Source organism: Pectinatus haikarae, assembly GCF_050916305.1.
Lineage (GTDB): Bacteria > Bacillota > Negativicutes > Selenomonadales > Selenomonadaceae > Pectinatus > Pectinatus haikarae.
This window is the reverse complement of sequence record NZ_CP116940.1, coordinates 344,229-360,045: the sequence shown is the minus strand read 5'-3', so window position 1 is coordinate 360,045 and position 15,817 is coordinate 344,229. Positions and strand designations below refer to the sequence as shown.

At 36.1% G+C, this 15,817-nt stretch carries 26 protein-coding genes and 1 pseudogene; 15 read left to right on the top strand and 12 right to left on the bottom strand.

What is annotated here, in order from left to right; all coding sequences use genetic code 11:
- Positions 1-46: 46 nt before the first annotated feature.
- From NXG61_RS01760 to NXG61_RS01730, 7 genes are all read right to left on the bottom strand, one after another.
- Positions 47-304, bottom strand: coding sequence for a hypothetical protein (locus NXG61_RS01760; RefSeq protein ID WP_307224276.1), 258 nt, complete (start codon positions 302-304; stop codon positions 47-49).
- Positions 291-488, bottom strand: a complete 198-nt coding sequence (locus NXG61_RS01755) for a Lar family restriction alleviation protein (protein ID WP_307224278.1) — start codon at positions 486-488, stop codon at positions 291-293. The genes NXG61_RS01760 and NXG61_RS01755 overlap by 14 nt, the downstream gene beginning before the upstream one ends.
- Positions 475-768: a hypothetical protein gene (locus NXG61_RS01750; protein WP_307224280.1), complete on the bottom strand. Its 294-nt coding sequence runs from the start codon at positions 766-768 to the stop codon at positions 475-477. The genes NXG61_RS01755 and NXG61_RS01750 overlap by 14 nt, the downstream gene beginning before the upstream one ends.
- Before the next feature lie 186 nt (positions 769-954).
- The gene (locus NXG61_RS01745) at positions 955-1,143 is read right to left on the bottom strand and encodes a hypothetical protein (RefSeq protein WP_307224282.1); all 189 of its coding nucleotides are present in this window, start codon (positions 1,141-1,143) and stop codon (positions 955-957) included.
- Positions 1,140-1,292 (bottom strand): hypothetical protein, encoded by a 153-nt coding sequence (locus tag NXG61_RS01740; protein WP_307224283.1) that lies wholly within the window; start codon positions 1,290-1,292, stop codon positions 1,140-1,142. Before NXG61_RS01740 ends, NXG61_RS01745 begins: the two co-directional genes overlap by 4 nt.
- Before the next feature lie 166 nt (positions 1,293-1,458).
- Positions 1,459-1,740 carry a hypothetical protein gene (locus NXG61_RS01735; RefSeq protein ID WP_307224285.1) on the bottom strand — a complete coding sequence of 94 codons (282 nt, stop codon included), beginning with the start codon at positions 1,738-1,740 and terminating at the stop codon, positions 1,459-1,461.
- A 116-nt stretch (positions 1,741-1,856) separates the two neighbouring features.
- Positions 1,857-2,120 (bottom strand): hypothetical protein, encoded by a 264-nt coding sequence (locus NXG61_RS01730; RefSeq protein WP_307224287.1) that lies wholly within the window; start codon positions 2,118-2,120, stop codon positions 1,857-1,859.
- Positions 2,121-2,183: 63 nt separating this feature from the next.
- Here NXG61_RS01730 and NXG61_RS01725 point away from each other — a divergent pair, with 63 nt between their 5' ends.
- Positions 2,184-2,609, top strand: coding sequence for a hypothetical protein (locus NXG61_RS01725; protein ID WP_307224289.1), 426 nt, complete (start codon positions 2,184-2,186; stop codon positions 2,607-2,609).
- A 118-nt stretch (positions 2,610-2,727) separates the two neighbouring features.
- Here NXG61_RS01725 and NXG61_RS01720 read toward each other — a convergent pair whose 3' ends face one another.
- On the bottom strand, positions 2,728-2,934 hold the full coding sequence (locus tag NXG61_RS01720; RefSeq protein ID WP_307224291.1) for a helix-turn-helix domain-containing protein: 207 nt from the start codon (positions 2,932-2,934) through the stop codon (positions 2,728-2,730).
- 169 nt (positions 2,935-3,103) lie between these two features.
- On the opposite strand from NXG61_RS01720, the gene NXG61_RS01715 reads away from it, so the two are divergent.
- From NXG61_RS01715 to NXG61_RS01700, 4 genes are all read left to right on the top strand, one after another.
- The gene (locus tag NXG61_RS01715; RefSeq protein ID WP_307224293.1) at positions 3,104-3,592 is read left to right on the top strand and encodes a helix-turn-helix domain-containing protein; all 489 of its coding nucleotides are present in this window, start codon (positions 3,104-3,106) and stop codon (positions 3,590-3,592) included.
- A 4-nt stretch (positions 3,593-3,596) separates the two neighbouring features.
- The gene (locus tag NXG61_RS01710) at positions 3,597-4,019 is read left to right on the top strand and encodes an ImmA/IrrE family metallo-endopeptidase (RefSeq protein ID WP_196600062.1); all 423 of its coding nucleotides are present in this window, start codon (positions 3,597-3,599) and stop codon (positions 4,017-4,019) included.
- Between the two features lie 37 nt (positions 4,020-4,056).
- Complete coding sequence (locus tag NXG61_RS01705; protein WP_307224296.1) at positions 4,057-4,785, top strand: hypothetical protein; 729 nt, start codon at positions 4,057-4,059, stop codon at positions 4,783-4,785.
- Between the two features lie 120 nt (positions 4,786-4,905).
- Entirely contained in the window at positions 4,906-6,015 is a 1,110-nt protein-coding gene (locus tag NXG61_RS01700; protein WP_307224298.1) for a tyrosine-type recombinase/integrase, read from the top strand.
- A 316-nt stretch (positions 6,016-6,331) separates the two neighbouring features.
- Here NXG61_RS01700 and NXG61_RS01695 read toward each other — a convergent pair whose 3' ends face one another.
- Positions 6,332-6,931: a hypothetical protein gene (locus NXG61_RS01695; RefSeq protein ID WP_307224299.1), complete on the bottom strand. Its 600-nt coding sequence runs from the start codon at positions 6,929-6,931 to the stop codon at positions 6,332-6,334.
- A gap of 465 nt (positions 6,932-7,396) precedes the next feature.
- Between NXG61_RS01695 and NXG61_RS01690 the strand changes: the two genes are divergently transcribed.
- On the top strand, positions 7,397-7,768 hold the full coding sequence (locus NXG61_RS01690; RefSeq protein WP_307224301.1) for a hypothetical protein: 372 nt from the start codon (positions 7,397-7,399) through the stop codon (positions 7,766-7,768).
- Positions 7,769-7,911: 143 nt separating this feature from the next.
- Here the strand turns inward: NXG61_RS01690 and NXG61_RS01685 are convergent, their stop codons facing one another.
- The 3 genes and pseudogenes from NXG61_RS01685 to NXG61_RS01675 all read right to left on the bottom strand — a co-directional run bounded on the left by NXG61_RS01685 (position 7,912) and on the right by NXG61_RS01675 (position 9,021).
- A complete protein-coding gene (locus NXG61_RS01685; protein ID WP_307224302.1) occupies positions 7,912-8,310 on the bottom strand; it encodes a DDE-type integrase/transposase/recombinase in 399 nt (132 codons plus the stop codon).
- Positions 8,256-8,405: pseudogene (locus NXG61_RS01680) on the bottom strand (transposase); the annotation flags it as partial. The pseudogene NXG61_RS01680 and the gene NXG61_RS01685, both read right to left, overlap by 55 nt.
- 166 nt (positions 8,406-8,571) lie before the next feature.
- Entirely contained in the window at positions 8,572-9,021 is a 450-nt protein-coding gene (locus tag NXG61_RS01675) for a transposase (protein WP_307224304.1), read from the bottom strand.
- 184 nt (positions 9,022-9,205) lie between these two features.
- On the opposite strand from NXG61_RS01675, the gene NXG61_RS01670 reads away from it, so the two are divergent.
- From NXG61_RS01670 to NXG61_RS01630, 9 genes are all read left to right on the top strand, one after another.
- Entirely contained in the window at positions 9,206-9,349 is a 144-nt protein-coding gene (locus NXG61_RS01670) for a hypothetical protein (protein WP_307224306.1), read from the top strand.
- A gap of 45 nt (positions 9,350-9,394) precedes the next feature.
- The gene (locus NXG61_RS01665) at positions 9,395-9,529 is read left to right on the top strand and encodes a hypothetical protein (RefSeq protein ID WP_307224308.1); all 135 of its coding nucleotides are present in this window, start codon (positions 9,395-9,397) and stop codon (positions 9,527-9,529) included.
- A 143-nt stretch (positions 9,530-9,672) separates the two neighbouring features.
- A complete protein-coding gene (locus NXG61_RS01660; RefSeq protein ID WP_432748969.1) occupies positions 9,673-9,855 on the top strand; it encodes a metallophosphoesterase in 183 nt (60 codons plus the stop codon).
- A gap of 138 nt (positions 9,856-9,993) precedes the next feature.
- Complete coding sequence (locus NXG61_RS01655; RefSeq protein ID WP_432748968.1) at positions 9,994-10,386, top strand: hypothetical protein; 393 nt, start codon at positions 9,994-9,996, stop codon at positions 10,384-10,386.
- Between the two features lie 125 nt (positions 10,387-10,511).
- Positions 10,512-10,874 carry a helix-turn-helix domain-containing protein gene (locus NXG61_RS01650; protein WP_432748967.1) on the top strand — a complete coding sequence of 121 codons (363 nt, stop codon included), beginning with the start codon at positions 10,512-10,514 and terminating at the stop codon, positions 10,872-10,874.
- The gene (locus tag NXG61_RS01645) at positions 10,867-12,438 is read left to right on the top strand and encodes a DNA cytosine methyltransferase (RefSeq protein WP_307224314.1); all 1,572 of its coding nucleotides are present in this window, start codon (positions 10,867-10,869) and stop codon (positions 12,436-12,438) included. Before NXG61_RS01650 ends, NXG61_RS01645 begins: the two co-directional genes overlap by 8 nt.
- Before the next feature lie 218 nt (positions 12,439-12,656).
- Positions 12,657-12,887, top strand: coding sequence for a hypothetical protein (locus tag NXG61_RS01640; protein WP_307224316.1), 231 nt, complete (start codon positions 12,657-12,659; stop codon positions 12,885-12,887).
- A gap of 182 nt (positions 12,888-13,069) precedes the next feature.
- Entirely contained in the window at positions 13,070-14,959 is a 1,890-nt protein-coding gene (locus NXG61_RS01635) for a hypothetical protein (protein WP_307224318.1), read from the top strand.
- Positions 14,949-15,815 (top strand): hypothetical protein, encoded by an 867-nt coding sequence (locus tag NXG61_RS01630; protein WP_307224319.1) that lies wholly within the window; start codon positions 14,949-14,951, stop codon positions 15,813-15,815. Before NXG61_RS01635 ends, NXG61_RS01630 begins: the two co-directional genes overlap by 11 nt.
- Positions 15,816-15,817 lie beyond the last annotated feature (2 nt).

Genomic DNA, 15,817 nt, shown 5'->3' with positions numbered 1-15,817 from the left:
ATTCTCCTTATGTTATAATTTACGTAAGTTTATTTACCTAAACCGCTTAAGTGTTGTCGCACTTGGCGGTCTTTTTTATTGCGTCCTGCAGCTGGACTAAGTCCGTCCTGTTGAATATGACTGTGCCGCACCGGTCCAATCCTTTTAATGACTGATACAGCGTTATCACGCCACGCTTATGCAGCATTACCACCGTGAAGTAGTAATCATTTTGGATAATGCCGATAATTTTTTCGGTAAGTGTACCTTCGACTTTTTTTCTTATTTTTGTGTACTGCTCAGGGATATCGTTAATTGTGTACATCGTCTGCCCTCTGGTTCCATGCTTTACGCGCTGCTGTAATAGTTTTAAATGATTCGGTACTCACATGACATGTCAAACAGCTGCAATAATAATGTTTAACGTGTGTACCGTTCATGTTAGTAACATAAGATTCCCGTTCTTTTGCTTTCCCTCCGCAAAACGGACACGGCTTAAGCTTTTCCATTATCTGCATCCTCCAATGGCGTGGCGTTGCAGGCATAGGCGCTGCATTGTATACACTTGTCAATTAAACAGTCTGTTCGCAGGTCAATAAGTCCGTAGCAAAAGCAGCGATTGTCATTTGGACCGTATTCATAGCGGGATATTTTAGCTCTTTTACAGTCTGCATCTAGCGATTTCCCGCGCATAACTGCTCGTGATATTGTCTTTTCGCTCATCTGCTCACCCCCATCACGATCACCGCCGTTGCCAATATGCAGATGGCAAATAACACGTCCACCCATCCCCCGATGCGGCGACTCATGATTTTCTTTGTTTTTGCTGCAGTTTTTGTAATCATGTTTGCACCAACTTTTTCATTAATATAAGCTTTAACACCGCAGATGGCAGGTCCTTTTTAAGCAATTCCCGCAGCTCTCCGGCCTTGATTGGTTTGCTGTATCCTATTCGTTTCATTTATATCACTCCTATCATTCATTCCCGATAAATATCAATCTCATACCATTAAAATTTGAGCGCTTTTCCTGACGTTTTTTAGCTGTTGGGGTACTGAGCCAATAAACTGTAAATCGTTTTAATTTTTCATGAGCTGCAATTTCATCAATCGTTCCGTCACACACATTTTTTTCGCCTCTGTATAGGGCGTATATGCGTCTCATTTGTCCACCCCCTTTTCGTCATATCCGATAACTTCGGATTTCAGCATATCTTTTTTCTTTGATCCTAAAAAACATGCGGCTATAAAAAATGCTGCCGATGCAACACTTGTAGCACCTAAAATTAGACCCACCCAAAAATCAATGCTCATATTTTCACCTTCCGCTGCAGCTCTCTTAATTTCCGTCGGCTGCCATTTACGACTGCCGGGCAATTCCGGTCGTCAGCGCAGACCATGACTGACTGCCCACTCCACAGCACCAAACTCTGTATGTTCGAAGGTTTTAGTATTCGTCCGCAACGCCAGCAATACGGGATCATGCCCGCCTCAGTTCTGCATCAAAGTCAAAAGGCTCAGTTGATAATTTAAAATTCTTTTTAGTAGGCTGCACAGGTTTACTGTGTTCGTACTCCGACAGGGCTTTATCAGCAACCTCTGGACGTATACAAAATCTGTGTCCTTGACGAAAGCAGGGTATGATACCTTGCTTACAATAATGTTTGACTAAATCGTATGGCAGTCCACAGTGTTCCGCATATTGCAATGCGCTCATGGCTTTTTGCATATTATCATCTTCTTTCTGTGCTATAATCACCATTTTGAATAATTCAGCTAAAATCGCATACGATGAAATAATGTATATGATTCATCGTGAAGAAAAAAACCATCCGGACCAACCTATTGATGTTTTTCTTACAGCATATCCGGAACTGTTTATCCTTGAGATTGGCCGTTATGATCAGCAGACTCTATGTTTTCGGGGTAAAACTGTGCATTCAGGTGAATTCCAAACTGTTCTAATCCATTTTTCACAATTTTCATTGATACTGCGCCCACGTCCGTTGACATCAGAAGAGAAGAATTCTGATCAGCCAATAAGACGTATTGGTTTCGTTGGATGTCCTTCAGAAGCTGAATAATCTCTTGCAGGTCTTCATGAATAGTCGTCATGGGGACCGGGTCTTTTAAACTGTCCATTGGTTCACCCCCTATGCTGTTTTTGAAATATGCTATAATCACATTAGAATAGGACGTGATTATTTGAATTTAACCAAAACAGACTATAATATTTTATTTTTTGTTAGTAAATTTGATACTATTGATTTAGAAACTATACTTAAAAATTTTAATGAGGATGTTCAAACTACTGAATTAAGGCTTGAAATGTTATCCACTCCAGCGTATAAAAACAATATTCCAATTGACGATACTTGTTATATTGAAGAAGGTTCTGTGGAAACTCAAATACCCAATTATACTTTCCCAATACAAAGACCTAATGGAATTTATAGGATTACTGCATTAGGCAAAAAAACTTTAGAAGATTATAGGTTAAAGAATAAAATTGAAAACCGTAAATACTGGATTAACTCAGTGCTGACACCTATCGGAGTTGCCATGGTCACAGCAGTTCTAACAACCATCGTAACTTTGTTAGTAACAAAATATTTAGGCATATACTTGTAAATAGTGACGCAAATATAGTGACTAAAATAACCGTTAAGGTTTCATGATTCATCCACCATTCAAGTTTAAAAATTTTCATTTGCTCACCTCCCCCCTTATGTTAGATTTTTGTTGCCTATTAGGAAACCTTTTCGGCAAAAAAAATATCAACAGGATTGGATATTCCTAAAAGTTTCATCAGAGTTTCTATTTCATTATTATTAAATACACCTTTTTTTAATCTATATCTCAGACCACGTTCACTTATTCCAAGCGATTTTGCAACTTCTCGTTGTGTTAATCCACATGCCACAATTTTGCCTTTTAATTCATTTATCCTAATCATCGTATCATCTCCTCCCTGTTTCCTATTAGGCAATTACATTGTACAATTTATTATCTATACAGTCAATACCCATTAGGCAACTTTTTTGTCATTATATTAAAAATATGTTGCTCATTAGGAAATACAGTGCTATACTTGTACCATAAAAATGATGTTAGGGTGATAGAACATGAAGAAAGAAAGTCGGTTAAAAAAACCTGTAACCCCGCAACAAATAGAATTTGCTAATAGATTAAGAAATAAACGGTTAGAACAAAATTTGTCATTACAAGAGGTTGCTGATAAAATTGGCATATCAAAGGTAACACTATCTAGGTATGAAACACTTGATATTGTTAATATTCCATCCGATAAAATAGAAGAATTATCTAAGGTGTATAAAACCTCTCCCGCGTATCTGATGGGATGGGAAAAAGATGTTTCTGAAACCGAACCGCTCCCCGACCTCACCAAAAAAGACGAACGACAAATACAGAAAAAACTGAAAGCCCTACTTGATGATCTTGATCCAGCTGCAGGGGTTGCTTATTATAATGACGAGGAGCCTATCAGTGACGAAGATAAAGAACTTTTACGCATATCCTTAGAAAATACACTGCGCCTGACAAAACAGTTGGCTAAACAAAAGTTCACTCCTAAAAAGTATCGTAAGGAGTGATTTCATGAACATCAAGGATGAAGTTGTGAAATTGATAAATAAGTATGATACTAATAATCCCTTTTTAATTGCTAAAGAATTAAAAATAATTGTAATGTTCGCCCCTTTAGGCAATACCTTAGGACATCATTTATACGATTCAAGATTTGACGTTATCCATATCAATGAAAAATTAAAAGAAGAGATGAGAACGTTTGTTTGTGCCCATGAACTCGGTCATGCGATATTACACAAAGGCGTATCCACTAATTTTTTAAGGTATCATTCATTCTTCTCTACAGCGCGAATCGAACGACAGGCCCATACTTTTGCAGTTGAAATGATACTTCCCGACAAATATTTAAAAGAAAACAGCGATTTTGGATTATATCAGCTAGCCGAAATGCATGGTATTCCCAAAAATTTAATAGATCTGAAATCGCATTAAAAGAAAATCATTATGTAAAATTAAGGGAGTGCTTGAAATGAAACGGATTTTAGTGCTAGTAATTTTATTATGTATTATTGGAACGACATGTTTTGCTGAAAAAAATCCTAACGATATTTCTGATAAGTTTAATTATTTGGGGTTTGAGCCGATAACATATAACGAAAATAAAATAGACGTTACAATTATTGGACCTATTATTGCTCCGTTCCCAGATTTTTATAATAGGGAACAAAAATCTATGGGTTATTACATTAAAAAGAGTGATTGGCTGGGTTCAAAAACCTTTTTTATGTCTTTAGTTGGAATGAATTTAAGAATAAAGAATAATACTGATGATGCAATTATAGTGCATTGGAATAAATCAGTGCTCACTTCGGATGATTTTAAAGGAACGCCATTTCTGCCTCTTCAAATGAATTTAAAGGATGCAGGTAATCAAGCTTATACCCCCGATACAATTATCCCTCCTAATGACTATTCCGAAGTTATGCTAACAACCAGTCATGTTATTAATGTTAATAGCGAAACTAACCCTTTTCCTACCAATCCTATGATAGTTGGATCTATCCTAAATTCACATCAATTAATGGTGCAATCTATATATATGTGTATCTCTGACTCATCAAATCAACTAAAATTTTATAATTTTAAAGTACCTTTTACGGAATTACAAAATAAGCCTATGCATAATGGTAGATTGCTTGATCCATATAACTGGATAACTAATATGCTATACAGATTACAAAGCAGACAAAATAATTAAAAATAAAAAAGCCGCCCAGTGCTGGAACACCAAACGGCTCTCGGCTGATTACTCAACCTAAATGCAATTAAATTATATCAGTAATCAGCCTCTATTTCAATTGAATAGGAGGCTTTATTTATGTCTAAAAACCGCAAACGCGGAGAAGGGTCTATCTCATACGAAAAATCACGGAAAAAATGGCGTGTAGCGTTTTTTGATAATGAAGATAACAGGCATTACAAAAGATTTGACACAGAACAGTCCGCAGCTGCGTTTTTAATCGAACAAATCAATGACATAAACAATGATAATTTTGTTGCTCCGTCTGATGTTTTATTTGGCAGATGGGTGCTGGATTGGTTAAAGACTTATAAAAAAGATTCCGTCCGGCAAAGCACATATGATTATTACAAATTCCTGATCGGTTATTTAAAACCGCTGACTGCGCTCAAGCTTCAGGAAGTTACCCCTTTGCAAATCCAACAACTGTATAAAGATCTGTTAGAACGGGTATCGGCAAATACGACACACAAAGCCCACTCCTTGTTGATCGGTATATTTTCAAAAGCATATAGCCTCGGTCTAATCAAGAAAAATATTATGGATAGCGTTGAAGCTCCGCATTTTGAAAAAAAAGATATTGAGATATTTACTAAAGATGAAATAGCGAAAATACTGCGTACATGTGCTAATCACGCCATATTAAATAAAAGATATGCAGCTGTGCTTTTAGCTGTAACGACGGGTATGCGCAAAGGTGAGGTCCTAGGACTAAGACGATGCGATGTTTTTTTAAATGTCAGACAAATATTTATTCGGAAGATATTAGTACGGACCAGCGCGGGGCTGCTGATAGGCAACCCAAAAACAAAAGCATCTGTGAGAAAACTAACCGTCCATGAAGAAACGATTAAGGAATTACAGAAGCTGCTCTCCAACCTTCCGGCAGGCGATGAGCAGCTATGCTTCGTCACGGCCAGTAATAATCCCGTGCAACCTACCGCTTTTGATAAATTCTGGCACAGCGTGCTGCGGAATGCAGGGGTAGAATACAAAAAATTTCACACTCTGCGACATACCTATGCCACGAATTTACTTGCCGCTGGAGAGCCGATCATAGAGGTGTCCCGCAGATTAGGTCATAGCAAAATCAGTCATACGCTTGAATTATACGGGCATGCCATGCCAGATTATGACAAAATATTAGTTGATAACACAAAAAATTTATACGATTTGCCGCGCCTGTAGTGGGCACAAAAGTGGGCACAATTAAATTTTATTAATACCCATAAATCCTTATAAATAAGGGGCTTATACAATAGCTAAAATATATGCCCAAATGCTTGTATCTCTATATATCAAGGGAATTACGCTCCTGTTTTAGCTTGAATGGCATTCAAGAGGTCGAGGGTTCGATCCCCTTCGTCTCCACCATAAGAAAGCAATAACCATGCAGGTTTTGAGGACTGCATGGTTTTTTATTTATAGCGAAATCAATAAGGTGGGCCATTTTAAAAATAAGCGATACCATCAGCAAAATTATTGACGGTATCGCTTATTTTATTTATGCATTTTTATTTTTGCGGATGGCATCTTCAAGATCAAAAACTGGTTTATCTAATTCGCTGCGAATCAAAGGGCCAGCATCTTTGACATCAGCAACATAACCATTAAGTAGGTTCTGACACTGTATAACATCATTTGATGTTTTTAACTCTATATCTCCATTTTCCACTTGCCGGAATGTAAACATAGAAAAGAGGGTTTGCAGGTATGCAGACATAGCAATGTAAATTAGGTTAGCACGTTGCCCCAAAGAATAATTTTTACGCCGCTGATCAATATTTAGATATTCATCTGGTATGAAATGACTCCCAAAAGCCATGGATAAGAGGTCAACTGCATGTTGTATCTCTAGTATTGTTAAAATCATTTCGTTATATGATTCATCAACTCTACCTAGTAGCCAATCCGTTGAAACTGCAAATAAATCAGAGATGTACACCAACATAGATTCATTTGGAAACGATTTCTGCGCGCGAACCCACTCGTTAATTGTTGATTTCCCTTTTGTGCCTAATATACGTGTTAATTCTGGATATGTCAGATCATACGTATTTTTAAGTAAGACAAATCGTTCAGTAAATTTATCTCGTACAGTCAAAAAAATACCTCCATCCCTTGCAATCCCAAAAAAAATTGGGTTTATATAAAACATATAATCTATTACCGATTATATCATTTTTATAGAGTGGCCTTTCCCCACGCGGTCAGATACCGAAAACGAAAGGAATCACTCGATTTCGTAAAAATGCTTGATTTATCACCTACGCTGCCAATTTCTCTAGCGACTTGGCTGGCAGGTACTCCACGCAAAACCCGCTTAACGGCTTCTTCTTTAAATTCGTTGCTGTATTTTGTCAATACTCTCACCTCATGAATGTATTTTACCATTCATTTTAGCTGTCTAGCAAAGCGGGTATAGGTTAGTGTATGAAGGCCGTTACGAAACAGTAGATGGACAACATAAACGTAAAAAGATTGCTGCCGTGTCAAAAAAACTTTAAATAGAAAAATAAAAGAATGGCAAACACAAATAGATAACGGTATTTACTTGCCTCCGAACGATATGACCATAAATATTTTAGCGCAAATTTGGTTGGATAATATCAAAACATCAGTAAAAATCAATACGTATCATCAGTATGACATATTGGTACGTAACTATATTTTACCTCGTTATGGGCACCAAAAATTACCAACATTGAAATCAATTGAAATTCAATCATGGTTAAATAATCTATATCAATATTGTCCCAATGGTTCTAACCACTTGTCGGCAAGAACTATTAATGCAATCCGTAATGTTTGGAGAACGATGATGGGATTTGCTGTAGATAATGGGTTCACAGGTAATAACCCGCTCATGGAAGTTAAACATGTTCGTGAAGAAAAAAAGAACCATTGGTCTTATCAGAAATACAACTATCAACATTATTGAATATTGCAAAAAAAGGTGAGTACTATCCCGGTGATGATCCGTTCGCTGATTATTTGAAAAAAGAGTATTACGTTGCTGTTACTTTAGCTTCTCGCACGGGCCGTCGTGGTGAGGTGTTCGGCTTGGACTGGAGTTATGTCCGTTTAAGGATATCCCTTCTTGGAGAAAGATTGGACAGATTGGTATCTATCAAGAAGTTTTCTGACAGAAAAAGCTTTGTATTCGGAACCTTGATCTGAATGAAATAATACATGCTTTGGAAATCCACGATTGGTATAAGCTTTTTGCAGGGGAGCTTGTATTAGTTTATGGGAATGCTCAGAGGTGACATTCCAGCCTATGATTTTCCTGGCAAAAAGGTCAATAACAATGCATAGATAGTTGAACCTGCCATTGACCTTGATGTAGGTAAAATCGCTGACCCAAATCATATTGGGAGCATCCGGATTGAAACCTTGATTAAGATGATTTACGCATAGCATCCCATCTATGGGGGCAGGCTTATATTTAGGCTTATCCATCGACATTCTAGGCAGAGCCATATGCCAGCCATCAGCCGGTACACTCTGCCAACACTGATGGTTATACCATAGTCACGCTTAAGGACATGGTGGATTTTATAAGCACCAAGGCTGTGGCGTAGTCGCTGTAGATATGCACGACAGCGGACTTAATTTGTTGATTAACCGCTATCCTGGGGGCTGGTTCTGAGAAAAAATGCTTGTAATAAGTGCTGCGGTTAACATGCAACACTTTACAAAGCACTTTAACACCATGCTGACAGCGCAGTTTAAAAACAGCTTCTAATCTTTGTCTGAGTGTGGCGTGAATATGGCAATCGCTTTTTTTAAAATAAGATTTTCCTCTTCAAGCTGAGCATTGCGTTTTTGGAGTTGCTTGACCTGTTTAGCGGTAATAATCTCACCATTGTCGGTTTCGACAGTAGAATATTGCTTAATCCATTTACCAAGAGCGGATTGAGATACACCGTATTCCTTTATAAGTGCAGTTTGAGTCTTGCCATTGTGGTAAAGCTCTACAAGTGTGCGTTTGAAATCTTCTTCGTAGCGAGGTGTTTTTGTGGACAAGTTAATCCCTCTTTTTCGTGTTTGAAATAATAATACGCCTGGTGCAAGAATGTGACTGCTTTTATAGGGTAGCACCAATGCCGTAATTTCCGAACTGCCAAAAGACGCAAAAATCAATGATAAATTAACTGTTAATGCCGTAAAATTAACCGATCCTGTAATCAAAGGTAAAGTACCTGTTTATAAAATAGACGCCATAAAACAGCCGGATTTATGGCAAGCCGAAAAAATAGACAATACACCGGATACTGCATATCTTTATCATACTAAGGGCAAAGGGAAAGCAACCCCGGCAAAAACAAACGCACATCCAATAAAACAAAAAGCCCAGCAGCGGCGGCAAAAAGATGTGCTTGATAAGACAGCAGATATTGCTAAAAATATGTTAGATCATAAAGAAGCGAAATATAACGCGCATTGGGAAGAAGATGATTTACTAAAAGACTGGACAAAAGAAGCAGAAAAAGAAATGTATCAAGGGTGGCACATATGATATACTGAATAAAATCAAGGAGTGGTTAGTAAAGGAATGATAATAATGAGCGAAGAAATAATTGACAATAAATTTCCAATTCGTTTAGTTACTGGTGGTATGAGCGGGTTGATTGTTGTTTATGAAAATGCAAACGGTGGCACAGGTTTTGTAAACGTAGATAATTTTCATGTCAGATAATTTTTTACAGAAAGGCCAAGTTATATTAATTTTAAGACAATATTAAAACATGGACCATTAAGTACATCAAAACGACAAATAACTGAGGTTTATAACGATCGTAACTATCATAAATGAAACATGACAGAAAGGAAGTAGCAGAAATGAGTATGCATACAATTGGTCGTATTTTAGCGACATCAGATATACATGGTCAAAATAAGAAATTTCATATGAAAACCATGCAGCATGAACCGGAACAGGATTTACTTATCGTTTGCGGTGATTTAATCGACAGAGGAAAAGAAAACTTAAAATGCCTTGCTGCTTGCCAAAAACTGCAGTAGCAAGGAGCCGTGCTTTTAAAGGGAAACCATGAGCAGTTTCTAGAACAAAGCCTCATTGAAATGCTAGAAACTCGTGCGTGGCGCACTATGCCGTCAAACAATCTGTATAATTGGGTCACGTATAATGGTGGTGCTGAAATGTATAACGAAATAAAAGACTTATCGGTAAAAAAATTAACAGCGATTTTGACATGGATTCAAAAACTGCCGCTTTATTTTACAATAGGTAAATTTATATTTACTCATGCTGCGGCAAATACGCACAAGCCGATTGAAAAGAATACGGAAGATGAAGTAGTATGGGCAGATGAAAGCTTCTATTATCGTCCAGCATATAAAGATAAAATTATGATTTTCGGGCATATCCCTACATGGCTACTTGATAAAAGCGGCACTGAAAATAAGGATAAAAATGCCAAAATATGGTTTGATAACGTTTATAAAGATAAGATAGACATTAACTGCGGCGGTGTTTTTGGTGGTAAACTGGTTGCCATAGAATTACCGAGTATGCTGGAATTCTATGAATAGTGAGCCATTCAACAAATGTATTGCATAATTTAATGGAATGGATGGAAGGAAGGAACACTGGTTTTGCAGTTTAGAAAGATTGGCTGTGCTTATTTAAACTTGTAAATTATAATAAGGCTGCTATAATGAGTTTTGGAAGGTATTTTAGAAAATTGCGAACGTCCAAACATACCACTCAGAAGCAGGTAGCAGAAAAAATAGGCAAGACTACTATGCTGGTAAGCAGTATAGAAACAAATAATAACAAATCGTTTTCTTATTATGATTTGAAAAAAAATTCGGAACTGTTGGGACTGTCTGAGGAAAAACACAGAGAACTCTTTAGAGAGGCTGCAAGAGCGAGAGAAAATCTTCCGCCATATCTCCTTAAGTATGTGAATGGTCACGATGAAGTATATGAACTACTGGAAATTTTTGTAGATAAACATATGGGGAGTGACTCCTTAAAAAAAATTGTAAAATATGCGGAGGAACTTAGAAATGTATAAGACAGTTGATTTATTTGCAGGTGCAGGCGGACTCAGCTATGGTTTTGAAGCAACAGATAAATTTAATATAATTGCGGTAGCTGAGAATAATGCAAATGCCAGAAAAACTTACGTAGCTAATCACAGGAAAAAAGATGATATTTTGATGATTACAGACGTGTGTGGATATGATTTTCGTGCATTATCTGACAGGTTCAATGGTATTGATGTTGTTATTGGAGGACCACCATGTCAAGGTTTTTCAAATGTGAACAGGCAGAAGAATCATATAATCAGTATGAATAATTCTTTGGTTAAAGAGTATTTCCGAGCAATAAAAGAAATCAAACCTAAGGCATTTGTTATGGAAAACGTAAGCATGTTGTCTTCTGAGAAACATCGTTTTTATGATTCGAAGAAGGATCATGATGAAGTGTTTAAGCTAAGAGTTAATATGAAACGTGATGAACTTGTTATTGCGGATGAAAATTATGATGGGGTGGACTGTTTCAAAGCTCTTAATGAAAATGATGTTGAAACATACAGTATTTCAAATAAACTGCTTAAGCTATTGAATGTATTATATAAAGACAGAAAAAACAAAGAAAACCGGTTGCAAAAATATATTTATAAAAATGCAAACATTATTTGCAGTCAAATCAAGGAATTTTTAGATGAGGGACATTATGATTATAAAATCCTTCATGATATAAGCAAATATATTAATACAAGCACATTAGAGGATTTTTTTGATGAACTTGGACAGTTCATCAAGTTTCAAAAAAGTTTTCGACTCATTGATGAACTTAATTCGAATGATATTATTTATAAACTTACCCAGAATCCAGAAACTGGGAAAATCACAGCCTTAGTAAATTCATATTCCGTAATTGATTATGCAAATAAAATTCTTGGGGACGACTATGTAAAAAACAGCGGAGTCATCAATGCTATATGGTATGGGGTACCGCAGGAACGTAAGCGTTTTATTATGATAGGTATTCGAACAGGTGAAATAGATGACAATAAGATAGTGATGCCAGACGGCAGTGGAAAACTTCCACCGATAGTTAATACAGGTGAGGCAATTATGGATTTAGCAGATTACGCTGCATTTCAGGAATCAGGTGATGATAATAAAATTAATTATAAAGATCATAAAAATTTATCAGAGTACGCAGTATTAATGCGTACTGGTTCCAGTGGCATATGTAATCATGTTATAACTAAAACACGGGAAAAAGCACAGGAGAGATTTGCAGTATTGCATGAAGGAGAGAATTTCCGCAAACTCGAATCAGGTTTGAAAGATAATTATGCTGATCCTGATAGAACACAGAACAGCATATATTTAAGACTTGACAGAGAAAAACCAAGCGGCACTGTAATAAATGTGAGAAAATCGATGTGGGTTCATCCTACACTCAATAGGGCAGTTAGTATCCGTGAGGCAGCTAGGCTTCAGTCATTCCCTGATAAGTTTGTATTTAGTGGAACAAAAAATTCTCAATATCAACAAGTTGGAAATGCAGTCCCTCCACTGATGGCTAAGGGAATAGCAGAATTACTTTTGAAGTATCTATAAATGAAATGCGCAGGCTTTTGCCTGCGCATTTCATTTTGAAATTATTTTTAAAATAATTTCATTAAAAATTGCAATAATCATGTAAAAACGAGTAATTAAATTGAACTTAATATTTTAATACTAATAGTATTTTTAAAATAATTGACGCTAAAAGAAAAATAGATTAATATAAAGATGAAATGAAGCTCTTATTTATTATTAATTTTGGAGGTGTGATTTTGAAAAAAGAATCTAAGCGTGATAAATTTGTCAGAATAGCTGAGGCAAGAACTAATAAAATTATCAGTATGATTCAGCTTTTAGGCAACTGTTCAAATCATAGTTTATATGAATATTCTAAGACGGATGTAAATAAAATATTCAATGCTATTCAGATAGAACTTGATGAAGCAAAAAAACGATATAGCAAACAAGACAGTCAGAAGGGTAGTAAATTTACATTAGAATAATGGAGGGAACGCTTATGGGCGATATATGGGACGAGAAATATGAATGGTGTTTCAGCCCGCTGGGTACAGGTGACAAGGTCGGAGTAAATAACGCAGGAATAGGAATTTTCAAAAAACAGCCATATAGAAGTTTAGCAAAAGAGATTCTTCAAAATATTATAGATGCCAAGGATGAAGATACTATGGGACCGGCAAAGGCTTGTTTTGAAGTTATCCATTTAAAAAGAGCGGAAATTCCAGGCTTAGAGAGGCTTTCTGATGTAATAAAAAAATGCTATGAATATTATCATGAAGGTGATGATGGAATAAAGATGGGTCTTTTGAAGGAGGCAGCTGAAAATCTGCTTGATAAAGATGTATCTATTCCAGTGTTGAAAATCAGTGATTATAATACTATCGGTCTTACTGGTGTTAATGAAGAAAAAGGAAGTAACTGGACCGGGCTTGTACGAGAAATAAGTGCAACTAATAAAGGAAATGGTTTAAGCGGTTCTTTTGGTGTAGGTAAATTTGCTCCATTCAATTTTTCTTTACTGAGGACCATTATTTATTCTACACTCAATAAAGATAATGAAACTGCATTACAGGGGAAAACAATATTAACAACTTTTCTTGATAATGATAATAAACTTAAACAGAATGTAGGTCTGTTTGGCCTAGAAGAAGACGAAGACTGTAAAGCTATACATAATGTTGATGATATTCCAGAAATATTCCGTCGTGATAAATATGGCACAGATCTGTTTGTTCTTGGTTTCAAGGAAGAAAACGAATGGATGCAGCAGGTTGCAGTCAGTGTGCTGGAATACTTCTTCTATACGATTTCTATCGGAAATTTGGAAGTATCAATTATTGACGGCGATAAGAAAATTTATATAACAAAAGATAATTTATCGAATAATATGGCTATATATAATGATTATTGCAAGAAACATGATATAGGTTTCAGTGCGCCGATATTCTGGAATATTCTTAATGACACATCTGGAAAAACAAAACACTTCAAGGAGAATTTCAGGAAAAAGGGTAATGCTGAATTATATCTTTCTGTAGATCCTGATTTTACTGAACGCAGAATTCTTGAAATGCGAACTGCAGGAATGAAAATACAGGAAGATACGGCATTTAGAATTGGTGCATATTTTTATGGAATATTTATTGCGACAGGGGAAGGTAGCAAGTCTGACGAACCAAAAGACGATATCAACAGTTTCCTGCGAAAATGCGAGAATCAGGCACATGACACATGGAGTAAAGACGAATATGAAGATAACAGGGAAGAAGCTGATAAGGTAATTAAAGCAATTCACAGCTGGATTCTTGATAAAATAAAAAAAGAAATGCCAGAGATCGAGTCAGATGAGATTAAAGCCTATGGTCTAAGTGATCTGCTTCCAAACCAGAATAGTGATAGTACAGATGATAAAGAAGATGCATATTCTTCTTTTAAACCTAAACCGCGGCCTGTAAGTATAAGTTCATCAAATAGAAAAAACAATATAAAGAAATCTTCCGATGTAAGTATTGTGGATAATAATTTAAATAATGCTGCTCCGGCAGATATAATGCTTCCTTCTGATAATGGAGATAAAGTTATTCATGGAGGCGGACAAGAACAAAATCCATCTCATTCAACATATACTGAACCATATCCTGGTCCTTTCCCTGGGTTAGAACCAACAACGAATCCAAAACCAAGTCTGGATGGATTCGAAAACATTTCTGGAGAAAAGGAAAGAGGGCAATGCAGAGAAAAAGGCAGTATAAAACTTCATGTAATTCATATTACGGAGATCAGAACGCCATATGACAGCAGTAAAGATATTTTTAGGGTGTCATTTATTCCAGAAAAAACTGTTGATGACGCTTACGTCAGATTAAAGATTGGGTCTGATGACGATGATAAGCAGAATGCTGACATTAAAAGCGCATCTAGTAATGGTGAAACTCTCGAAATATATAAAGAATTAATAATGCTGAAACATATCAATAAAGGGAATAAAATAACTTTGTCAGTCAAGCTGCATAATGCCAGAAGGTGCCCATTGGAGGTGACAGCTTATGCTAAATAGTATGATGAATTATCCCTATCCAGTGTTAAGAAATAAACCAGCAGATTATAAAACATGTACATTTTCTGCAGAGATAAAAAAAACAGATAAAACAAATGGGTATAGCCTGGACATTGTCTATAAGACTGACAATAATCAGATAAAAGAACTGCTGGATAAAAGAAAGATTACATATGCACTGCAGATTCAATGTATATCAACATGGTACAGAAAGCTTGAAATTAGTGAAACATCTAAACAAACATTATTTCTTTCTTCAGATATGATACATGAACGTGTGGATATGTGTCCATGTATTATTGCATTAGAGGACATTGCTGATTTTAAAAATGATGATTTTTCTGAAGACTTCAATGGTATTTCATTCAAACTAAACAAAGGTGAGGTCGCAGCTATAGGAGAGCGTCAGAAATTTGATGCAGTATATGAAAGTGATATTATTAAAAAAGGCGATCCAATCGTTCATTTTATAAACGACACTAATAGTTCAGTAATGTATTGTGAATGGGAATATAATACTATACAGATTCATCTTCCTCAGTCACAGTACAAACAATACACAAAAATAGGATGGTATGAATCATGGAAGGTTCCTATGCTTAATGCTGTCTATGTTGTACCAGCTATTGTTCAAGGAATTTCTATGATATATCAGGATGAATTTAATAATGGAGACAGAAATCTAGAAAGTTATTTATGGTATAAGACATTAAAAGTTCTTATCCAAAAAACTGCTAAAGACGATGACAGAGAATACAAAAAAATGCTGAATGATCCGATAAGAACAGCTCAGCTTCTTCTTAATGACAATTCATCTCAGGCATTAGAACTGATAGCAAAATCTGCAAGACTGTAGGA